The sequence below is a fragment of the Pseudomonas sp. A6 genome (assembly GCF_052367875.1).
In the GTDB taxonomy this organism is placed as follows: Bacteria; Pseudomonadota; Gammaproteobacteria; order Pseudomonadales; family Pseudomonadaceae; genus Pseudomonas; species Pseudomonas citronellolis.
Genome location: NZ_CP198970.1, coordinates 4572034 through 4583456 on the forward strand (window position 1 = coordinate 4572034; position 11423 = coordinate 4583456).

An 11423-nucleotide genomic window follows, 5' to 3' on the forward strand; every position below is an offset into this window, starting at 1 on the left:
CTCCGAGTTTGCCCGACCGTCTTATTTCGCCCCTCGGGCGAGTCCCTTTTGTCAAACGCCACAAAAGGAACCAAAAAGGCTTGCCCCGCATACGGGCCCGATAAAGCCGGGCTACCCTCACGAATTCCCCCGCCACGGAGGCCCGCCCCGAGGGTACGTCCCTGTAGCCCGCGGGGCTCTCGCGACATCCATGTCGCATGACCTCCTGAGCGCGGGTTTCGCTCGGCCTTCTGAAGGGGCACTCCGGTGCGCGCGGATGTTTCTCTGGAAGTCCAAAAGCAAAAGCCAGAGCAGGGCTGCTTTTGCTCTTCGTAGGAGCGAGCTTGCTCGCGAACCGCCCGTCACTGGATTCCCGCGTTCGCGGGAATGACGGGGTGGGGTTCGGAGTAGCAGGATGACTCCGAACTCCCCGCCCACTCCGAACGGCCCCCTCTCCCGCTTGCGGGAGAGGGCTGGGGAGAGGGCGCTCTTGAACCCAGCACCTAAAGCTCTCGGGAAATCCGTAGGGCGCATAACGCCTACGGCGTTATGCGCCGAATCGCGGACAGAGTCCGCTCCTACGGTTCCAGGGAAGCACGGGCGTAGGAGCGGACTCCGTCCGCGATTGGATTCACCGGCCACGCCGGACGCTCCGGTGGCACGAACAGCCCCCCCTCCCTCCGGGAGAGGATTGGGGTGAGGGCAACGGCCTTCGCCGATGCTCCATCACCGAACCTCCGCTCGCTATTCCACCGGCCGGACATGGCGACGGATATCGCTTCGCCCTCCCCCATCCGACAAGGCGTTTTTCAGGCGAAAAAAAACGGCACGGGCTTGCGCCCATGCCGCCTGAAAACCGGTCCGCCCGGCGCCGAAGCGCCGGGACGGGCCGGGTCGGTCAGACCAGCTGCTGCTGTTGCAGCGCCAGCAGGTCCTGTTTCACCAGCACGCTGTCGGGCACTGGCGCCTCGGCTGCCGGCGGGGTTGCCGCCACGCCCGGAGCCTGCGCCCCGGCCGGTGCCTGCAGCAGGCCCTGCAACGACAGCGGCTGCGCTTGCGCGACCGGCTCCTGGTGCAGTTCCAGCGCCGCGAACAGCCCGGCCATCAGCGCTTCCTCGCCCCCCAGGGGCTCGGCCAGCACCTGCGGTTGCAGCACGCTGTCCTCGAGGAAGATGGTGAACGGACCGGTGGGCGCCAGCCCTTCGGCCGCGGCCACCAGGCTCACGGAACCATCGGGGTTGGCCAGGAGGCTCAGGTCGCTGGTGGTGATGTACCAGTAACCATCCTCATCCACCGTCTGCGAGCCCACCGCTACGCCGTTGGCATAGAGCGTCACGGTGGTGCCCAGCGGCGAGGAACCCTTGACCGTCAGAGTCACGTCCTCGGTGAAGTCCTCCTTCTGCAGGTAGACGCCAGCGACGTCGTCGCGCACGTTGATGATCGACGGGTCGGCAGCGATCGGCAGGGCGATGGTGAAGTCCCAGGGCTCGCTGAGCGGGCCCATGTTGCCGGCTTCGTCCACTGCGCAGGCCTGCAGGCTGTGCTTGCCCGACTGCAGTGGCAGGCGCGGTTCGAACGCCCACTCCAGGGTGGTCTGGTTGACCGTGGCCGAGCCGAGGAACTTGCCATCGTCGTAGACGTACACGTACTTCACGCCGAAGGTGTCGACCTGGCCATAGAAGTTCGGCCAGGGGTCGTCGGTCTTCCCGCCCTTCGGCACATCGCCCCAGTCCGTCTCGGGGTTCGGTCCGATCATGTCGTACAGCCCCAGGTTGGTGACACGGCCCGGCGCGGTGACATCCACGGTGAAGTTCCAGCCGACGCTGCGCTCGCCTTCGTTGCCGGCCTCGTCCACGGCGGCGGCGCTGAAGCGATGCGCGCCTTCGTAAAGCGCCTCTTCCGGCGTGAAGCTCCAGTTGCCCTCGGCGTCCACCGAGACGCTGGCGATCAGCAGGCTGCCGTCGTAGATGTTCACCCACTTGGCGCCGATGGCCTGGCCGCTGAAGGTCGGCGTGGCGTCGTTGGTCAGGCCGCTCTGCTCGATGGTGCCGGTGATCAGCGGCTCGTCGTCGACCAGGTCCAGAGCCGTGACGGCCTCCGGTGCCTGGGTGTCGACGGTGAAGCTCCACTCGAGGCTTTCGCTCGGCGTGCCGCTGGCGGTTTCGGCCACCAGGCTCAGGTTGTACTCGCCGTCGGCCAGTTCCGGCAGCTCGAACTGCCAGTTGCCGTCGCCATCGACCAGCGCGCTGCCCAGCAGCGTCTGGCCGTCATGGATGAGCACCCGCACCGCGCCGTTGCCGGCCGTGCCGGAGAGCATCGGCTGGGCGTCGTTGGTCAGCCCGCCCTGGGCGATCTCGCCGAGAATGCCTTCGACATCGTCGTACACCGAGTCGAGACTGAGGGTCGGCACCTGGGCCTGCACCGTGAAGTCCAGCGACTCGCTGGGCTCGCTGGCGTTGCCGGCCGGATCGGTGACCACCACGCTGAGGCTGTGGTCGCCCTCTTCCAGCGGCTGTTCCGGGGTGAACTCCCAGTTGCCGTTCTCGTCGATCACGACCGTACCGATCACTTCACCGTTGTCGAGGATGCTCACGGTGTCGCCCGGCTCACCCGAACCGCTGAGGGTCGGCTGGGTTTCGTCGGTCACGCTGCCCGGCTCGATCGGCCCGGTGATGGCGCCGGTGTTGTCCTCGGCGGTCACCATGCCCGGTTGTTCCGGCGCGGTGGTGTCGAGGATGACGGAAACCGGGGTGGTCTCGTCGCTGTGACGGCCGGCTGCATCCTGCGCCTTGGCGGTGATGACCTGTTCGCCATCGCCGGCCAGCGGCAGTTCGGCGCTCCAGTTGCCGTTTTCGTCGGCGACCGCGCTGGCGGCCAGTACCCCGCCGACATACAGCAGCACGAGGTTGCCGGCATCGGCGGTGCCCTTGAGCGACAGGCTGGTGTCGTCGGTGACATCGCCATCGTTCAGCAGACCGGTGACCGAGCCCAGGTCGTCGCGGATTTCATCGATGACCGGCGGCTGCGGCAGATCGGTTTCCTCACCCACCAGGGTGAAGGCGATGCTGTCGCTGGCCTCGCCGATCTGGCCGATGGCGTTCACCGGACGGACCGAGATCGCGTGTTCGCCGGAAGCCAGTTCCGGCGCCTGGAAGCTCCAGTTGCCTTCGGCGTCCACCGCGGCGGTGCCCAGCAGGGTTTCGCCGTCGTACACCTCCACGTACGTCGCCTCGCCTTCGACATGGCCCTGCACGAGCGGGGTGGCGTCGTCGGTGGAGCTGCCGTTGGCGATGGCGCCTACGACCGGACCGAAGTCGTCGAGCAGTTCGATACGGTCGATGACCATGGCCGGCACGCTGCTATCGACGCTGAAGTCCAGGGACTCGCTCGGCTCGCTGGCATTGCCGGCCGGATCGGTGACCACCACGCTGAGGCTGTGGTCGCCCTCCTCCAGCGGCTGCTCGGGAGTGAACTCCCACTGGCCGTTTTCGTCGATCACGGCCGTGCCGATCACTTCACCGTTGTCGAGGATGCTGACGGTGTCGCCCGGCTCACCCGAACCACTGAGGGTCGGCTGGGTTTCGTCGGTCACGCTGCCCGGCTCGATCGGGCCAGTGATGGCACCGGTGTTGTCCTCGGCGGTCACCATGCCCGGCTGTTCCGGCGCGGTGGTGTCGAGGATGACGGAGACCGGGGTGGTCTCGTCGCTGTGACGGCCGGCTGCATCCTGCGCCTTGGCGGTAATGGCGTGTTCGCCATCGCCGGCCAGCGGCAGCTCGGCGCTCCAGTTGCCCTGTTCATCGGCGGTGGTGCTGGCGACCAGTTCACCGTTCACGTACAGCAGTACGAGGTTGCCGGCATCGGCGCTGCCGTTGACGGTCAGGCTGGTGTCGTCGGTGACATCGCCATCGTTCAGCAGGCCGGTGACCGAGCCCAGGTCGTCGCGGATTTCGTCGATGACCGGCGGCTGCGGCAGCGGGGTTTCCTCGCCCACCACGGTGAAGCCGATGCTTTCGCTGGCTTCGCCCACTTGGCCAATGGCGTTCACCGGGCGGGCGGAGATGCTGTGCTCGCCGCTCTCCAGTTCCGGCGCCTGGAAGCTCCAGTTGCCGTCGCCGTCCACCAGGGCGGTGCCCAGCAGGGTTTCGCCATCGTAGATTTCCACCCAGGCGGCTTCGCCTTCGACATGGCCCTGTACGAGCGGCGCGGCGTCGTCGGTGGAATCGCCGTTGACGATGGCGCCGGTGACGGGATCGACGTCGTCGATCAGCTCGATGCGATCGATGAGCATCGGTGCCACGCTGCTGTCGACGCTGAAGTCCAGGAACTCGCTCGGCTCGCTGGCGTTGCCGGCAGGATCGGTGATCACCACGCTGATGCTGTGGTCGCCCTCCTCCAGCGGCTGCTCAGGCGTGAACTCCCACTGGCCGTTCTCGTCGATCACGACCGTGCCGATTACTTCACCGTTGTCGAGGACGCTCACGGTGTCGCCCGGCTCGCCCGAACCACTGAGGGTCGGCTGGGTTTCGTCGGTCACGCTGCCCGGCTCGATCGGTCCAGTGATGGCACCGGTGTTGTCCTCGGCGGTCACCATGCCCGGCTGTTCCGGCGCGGTGGTGTCGAGGATGACGGAGACCGGGGTGGTCTCGTCGCTGTGACGGCCGGCTGTATCCTGCGCCTTGGCGGTAATGGCGTGTTCGCCATCGCCGGCCAGCGGCAGTTCGGCCGTCCAGTTGCCCTGCTCGTCGGCCACCACGCTGGCGGCCAGTTCGCCGTCGACGTACAGCAGCACCAGATCACCCGCGGCAGCACTGCCGTTGACGGTCAGGCTGGTGTCGTCGGTGACGTCGCCATCGTTCAGCAGACCGCTGACCGAACCCTGGTCATCGAGGATTTCGCTGATGACCGGTGCTTCCGGCTGTGCGACCTCCGGGCCCACCACTTCGAAGCGGATGCTTTCGCTGGCTTCGCCGGTCTTGCCGAGGGCATCCACCGGCACGGCGCTGAAGACGTGCTCGCCGCTTTCCAGCTCCGGCGCCTGGAAGCTCCAGTTGCCCTGGGCGTCCACCGCGGCGGTGCCCAGCAGGGTTTCGCCGTCGTAGACCTCCACGTACTTCGCCTCGCCTTCGACATGGCCCTGCAGCAGCGGCGTGGTGTCGTCGGTCTTGTCGCCATCGGCGATCAGGCCGGTGAGCGGACCGAAGTCATCCACCAGCTCGATGCTGTCGATGACCAGGTTGGCTACCGCGGTGTCCACGGTCAGTTCGAACGGACGGGTCGGTTTGCTTTCGTTGCCCGCGGCATCGCTGGAAGTAACGGTCAGGCTATGGGCGCCATCGGCCAGTTCCGGCAGTTCCAGGCTCCAGTCGCCGTTCTCGTCGGCGAGGGTGCTGCCGACCAGGACGTCATTGTCATAGACCTTGACCAGGCCGTTGGGCTCGGCCTCGCTGCCCTGCAGGGTCGGGGTGGCGTCGTCGGTGGTGTCACCGCTGGCCAACGATCCCTGGAGCAGGCCGGCGTTGTCCAGCACGGCGTCGAGGATCGGGCGGTCCGGGGCCTTGGTGTCGATCACCAGGCTGAACTCGGCCTGGGCGGTGGCGCCGGTGGCGCTCTGCACCTCGGCGGTGTAGTGGTGCTCGTCGTCGGACTGGCCCACCGACAGGCGCAGGCTCCAGTTGCCTTCGGTATCGGCGACCACACTGCCGAGAACGAACCCGGCCTCGGAGATGATCACCAGCGCGCCCGGGGTGGCGGTGCCCACCAGGGTCGGCTGCCGGTCATTGGTGACGCCGCCGTTGGCCACCTCGCCAGTGATGCTCTCGACCTGGTCGAGGGCCATGTCGATGGTGACGAACGCAGGCGTGGAATCCACCACGAAGTCCAGGGCCTCGCTGGGCTCGCCAACGTTGCCGGCCGCATCGGTGATGACCACGCTGATGCTGTGGTCGCCGTCCTCCAGCGGCTGTTCCGGGGTGAACGTCCAGTTGCCGTTCTCGTCGACGGTGGCGGTGCCGATCTCCTCGCCATTATCGAGGATGCTCACGGTATCGCCCGGCTCGCCCGAACCGCTGAGGGTCGGCTGGGTTTCGTCGGTCACGCTGCCCGGCTCGATGGGACCGGTGACGGGGCCGGTGCTGTCCTCGGCGATCACCATGCCCGGCTGTTCCGGCGCGGTGGTGTCGAGGGTGACGGAGACCGCAGCGGTCTCTTCGCTGTGGCGACCGGCGGCGTCCTGCGCCTTGGCGGTGATGACCTGTTCGCCATCGCCAGCCAGCGGCAGTTCGGCAGTCCAGTTGCCCTGCTCGTCGGCCACCACGCTGGCGGCCAGTTCACCGTTCACATACAGCAGCACGAGGTTGCCGGCCTCGGCGGTGCCCTTGAGCGACAGGCTGGTGTCGTCGGTGACGTCGCCGTCGTTCAACAGGCCGGTGATCGAACCCACGTCATCGCGGATTTCGTCGATGACCGGCGGCTGCGGCAGATCGGTTTCCTCACCCACCAGGGCGAAGGCGATGCTGTCGCTGACTTCGCCCACTTGGCCGATGGCGCTCACCGGACGGGCGGAAATGCTGTGCTCGCCGCTCTCCAGTTCCGGCGCCTGGAAGCTCCAGTTGCCTTCGGCGTCCACCAAGGCGGTACCCAGCAGGGTTTCACCGTCGTAGATTTCCACCCAGGCCGCTTCGCCTTCGACATGGCCAACCACGGTCGGGGTGGCGTCGTCGGTGGAACTACCGTTGGCGATGGCGCCTACGACCGGACCGAAGTCGTCCTGCAGTTCGATGCGATCGATGACCATCGGGGCCACGCTGGTGTCGACGCTGAAGTCCAGGGACTCGCTCGGCTCGCTGGCGTTACCGGCTGGGTCAGTGACCACCACGCTGATGCTGTGGTCGCCCTCTTCCAGCGGCTGCTCAGGCGTGAACGCCCACTGGCCGTTCTCGTCGATCACGACCGTGCCGATCACTTCACCGTTGTCGAGGATGCTGACGGTGTCGCCCGGCTCACCCGAACCACTGAGGGTCGGCTGGGTTTCGTCGGTCACGCTGCCCGGCTCGATCGGGCCAGTGATGGCACCGGTGTTGTCCTCGGCGGTCACCATGCCCGGCTGTTCCGGCGCGGTGGTGTCGAGGATGACGGAGACCGGTGCAGTCTCGTCGCTGTGGCGGCCAGCTTCATCCTGCGCCTTGGCGGTGATGACCTGTTCGCCATCGCCAGCCAGCGGCAGTTCGGCGGTCCAGTTGCCCTGCTCGTCGGCAGTGGTGCTGGCGACCAGTTCGCCGTTCACATACAGCAGCACCAGGTTGCCAGCATCGGCGCTGCCGTTGACGGTCAGGCTGGTGTCGTCGGTGACGTCGCCATCGTTCAGCAGGCCGCTGACCGAGCCCTGGTCATCGCGGATTTCGCTGATGGCCGGTGCGTTCGGCAGGGCGACCTCCGGGCCCACCACTTCGAAGCGGATGGTTTCGCTGGCTTCGCCGGTCTTGCCGAGACTGTCCACCGGTACGGCGCTGAAGGCGTATTCGCCGCTTTCCAGCTCCGGCGCCTGGAAGCTCCAGTTGCCCTGGGCGTCCACCGCGGCGGTGCCCAGCAGGGTTTCGCCGTCGTAGATTTCCACGTAGGCGGCATTCGTCCCTTCGACGTGGCCCTGCAGCAGCGGCGTGGTGTCGTCGGTCTTGCCGCCGTCGGCGATAAGGCCCTGGACCTCGCCGAAGTCGTCCACCAGTTCGATGCTGTCGATGACCAGGTCGGCCACCGCGGTGTCCACGGTCAGTTCGAACGGACGGGTCGGCTTGCTCTCATTGCCCGCGGCATCGCTGGAGGTAACGGTCAGGCTATGGGCGCCATCGGCCAGCTCCGGCAGCTCCAGGCTCCAGTCGCCGTTCTCGTCGGCGAGGGTGCTGCCGACCAGGGTGCCGTTGTCGTAGACCTTGACCAGGCCGTTGGGCTCGGCCTCGCCGCCTTGCAGGGTCGGGGTGGCGTCGTCGGTGGTGTCGCCGCTGGCCAGCGCGCCCTGGACCAGGCCGGCGTTGTCCAGCACGGCGTCGAGGATCGGGCGGTCCGGGGCATTGTTGTCGATCACCAGGACGAAGTCGGCCTGGGCGAACTCGCCGGTGGCGCAACGGACTTCCGCGGTGTAGGTGTGCGAGCCTTCGGACTGGTTACGGTCCAGGGTGATGCTCCAGTTGCCCTCGGCGTCGGCGACCGCGCTGCCGAGCACCAGCCCGGCCTCGGAAAGGACCACCAGCGCGCCGGCGGTGGCGGTGCCCACCAGGGTCGGCTGCAGGTCATTGGTGACGCCGCCGTTGGCCACGTTCTCCAGGCCCGGCTCGACGTCGTCCAGGGCGTGGTCGATGCTCACCTGCGGCGCCTCGCTCCAGACGCTGAATTCCAGGGCGTCGCTGGGCTCGCTGAGGTTGCCGGCGGCGTCCTGGGCCTGCACGGTGATGCTGTGCGAACCGTCGGCCAGCGGCGGCTCGGGAGTGTAGCTCCAGTCGCCCTGGGCATCGGCCACCACGCTGCCCAGGGGCATGCCGTTGTCGCTGATGATGACCGTGGAGCCCGGCTCGGCCTGGCCGCTGAATTCCGGGGTGTTGTCGTTGGTGGCGCCATGCTGGGTGATCGGGCCCTGCACCACGCCTTCGTTGTCGTCGGCGCCCACCTGTTCCGGCTTGTCCGGCGCGGTGGCGTCGAGGGTGATGGATACCGGAGTGGTTTCGTCGCTGTGGCGGCCGGCATCGTCCTGGGCCTTGGCGGTGATGACCTGTTCGCCATCGCCGACCAGCGGCAGTTCGACGCTCCAGCTGCCGTCCTGCTCTGCCACCACGCTGGCGGCCAGTTCGCCGTTCACGTACAGCAGCACGAGCTTGCCGGCTTCGGCGCTGCCCTTGAGCGACAGGCTGGCGTCGTCGGTGAGGTCACCATCGTTCAGCAGGCCGGTGAATGTGCCCTGGTCGTCGAGGATTTCATCGATGACCGGCAGTTGCGGCAGCGGCGTCTCGTCACCCACCAGGGTGAAGCCGATGCTGTCGCTGGTCTCGCCTTCCTGGCCGATGGCGCTCACCGGACGGGCGGAAATGCTGTGCTCGCCGCTCTCCAGTTCCGGCGCCTGGAAGCTCCAGTTGCCGTCGCCGTCCACCAGGGCGGTGCCCAGCAGGGTTTCGCCATCGTAGATTTCCACCCAGGCGGCTTCGCCTTCGACATGGCCCACCACGGTCGGGGTGGCGTCGTCGGTGGAGCTGCCGTTGGCGATGGCGCCGACTACCGGACCGAAGTCATCCTGCAGTTCGAGATGGTCGATGACCATGGCCGGTACGCTGCTGTCGACGCTGAAGTCCAGCGACTCGCTGGGCTCGCTGGCGTTGCCGGCCGGGTCGGTGATCACCACGCTGAGGCTGTGGTCGCCCTCTTCCAGCGGCTGTTCCGGGGTGAATTCCCATTGGCCGTTTTCATCGACCACGACCGTGCCGATCACCTCGCCATTGTCGAGGATGCTCACGGTGTCGCCCGGCTCACCCGAACCACTGAGGGTCGGCTGGGTTTCGTCGGTCACGCTGCCCGGCTCGATGGGGCCGGTGATGGCGCCGGTGTTGTCCTGGGCATCCACCATGCCCGGCTGTTCCGGCGCGATGGTGTCGAGGGTGATGGACACCGGGGCGGTTTCGTCGCTGTGGCGACCGAAGTCGTCCTGGGCCTTGGCGATGATGACATGCTCGCCATCGCCGGCCAGCGGCAGTTCGACGCTCCAGCTGCCGTCCTGCTCGGCCACCACGCTGGCGGCCAGTTCGCCGTCGACGTACAGCAGCACCAGGTTGCCGGCCTCGGCGTGGCCCTTGAGCGACAGGCTGGTGTCGTCGGTGACGTCGCCATCGTTCAGCAGGCCGCTGACCGAACCCTGGTCGTCACGGATTTCCTCGATGACCGGCAGCGACAAGGGCGGCACATCCGGCCCGGCCACTTCGAAGTCGATGGAGGCACTCTTGCCATAGTTCTCGGCGGCGTCCAGCGGGAAGACTTCGAAGCGATGCGCGCCGGAAGCCAGTGCGTCCGGGGTGTACTCCCAGTTGCCCTGCTCATCCACCAGCACCCGCGCCAGGACGTTGCCGTCGAGGAGGATTTCCACCCACTTGACGCCGTTGGCGGCAGCGTTCGCCACCTGGCCCTCGAGCCTCGGGGTGGTGTCGTCGGTCTTGCCGCCGGCGGCGATGGCCCCGGTGACCGGGCCGAAGTCGTCGTGCAGGGTGAAGCTCACCACGGCATCGTCACCGGGCGGGGTCAGGTCGAGCGTCAGTTCCAGTTGCTGGAAGGACTTGTACTGCCCCCTCTCGGTGTACACGTTACCGGCGGCATCGATCATGAAGAACTTGAGCGTATAGTCCCCCTCCTGCTCCGCCAGGCCCTCTGGCCAGTCGCAGCGCCAGGTGCCATCACTGCCGATCTCGGCCGTGACAGTGGCGACCTGCTTGCCATAGTGAATTTCCAGCAGCACGGAATGCATGTCCGCCTCGCTGGCCTGGCCGGCGAACTTGCCCACGAAGCTCGGCTGCGCGTTGGCCTGTACCTGGCCACCGTCCATCGCCAACGGGCGCTCGCCGGCCAGCACTTGCAGGGGCTCTTCCAGCTCGACCGGCTCCGGCGCCTGGCTATCGAAAGTCACCCGGTAGAGATCGGAGTCGACGCCGTCGACGGTGATGTAGAAATCGACCACGCCATCCTGGAACGGCATGTCGATGTCCAGGGCCCAGGTGCCGTTCTTGCGCACCACGACGCTGCCCAGTTCCTGCACCTCACCGGATTCGAGAACGACGCGGATGAACACTTCCTGGCCCACCGTAAGGCCGGAGCCCTTGAAGGTCGGCGTCTTGTCGTTGGTATATCCGCCCGACTCGACCACACCCTTGAGCGTGCCGATATCGTCCTCGATGAGGAATTGGGGCTTGTCCGCACGCGGCGCGGGCGCATCCTGTCCGGCGGATGCGTCCTGCGCAAAGGGCAGGCTGGCCTGCGGCCGGTCCTGATCGTCGTTCCAGTTCTTGTCGGTCATGCGCCGAGACTCCTTCAAATCGTCAATTGGCAGTCATCGCCACCCGGTGTGCGGGAGGCTGAAATCAGCGGGCAATGAGCGCCGGCGGCGCCGGCGATGCCCCACCGGCGATCCTAGGCAAATCGCCAGCGACCTCCCTTCAGGAATCCCTCAAAGGCCGGGGCATTCAGGTGGATGTCTGAGGGGTGGGTGGAAGCACGGGGTGGCGGTACCCTGCCCCGTTTGCGGGGAGTGTTGGGGGGCGGAGTGCAGGTTTGGCGATGGAGTAGCGGCGGAGTCCGTTGCCCTCACCCCAGCCCTCTCCCGGAAGGAGAGGGGGCTGTTCGTGCCACCGGAGCGTCCGGCGTGGCCGGTGAATCCAATCGCGGACGGAGTCCGCTCCTACGCCCGTGCTTCCCTGGAA

Annotated in this window: 1 protein-coding gene; it reads right to left on the bottom strand. The window is 67.2% G+C overall.

The genetic code is table 11. The annotated features are described in order from the left end of the window. Positions 1–877: 877 nt before the first annotated feature. Positions 878–11020 (bottom strand): Ig-like domain-containing protein, encoded by a 10143-nt coding sequence (locus tag ACTWJ5_RS20045; protein WP_444436385.1) that lies wholly within the window; start codon positions 11018–11020, stop codon positions 878–880. Positions 11021–11423 lie beyond the last annotated feature (403 nt).

Bases quoted from the DNA above. Each gene is read 5' to 3' on its own strand.
- ACTWJ5_RS20045 (WP_444436385.1), bottom strand. From the start codon at position 11,020: ATGACCGACAAGAACTGGAACGACGATCAGGACCGGCCGCAGGCCAGC.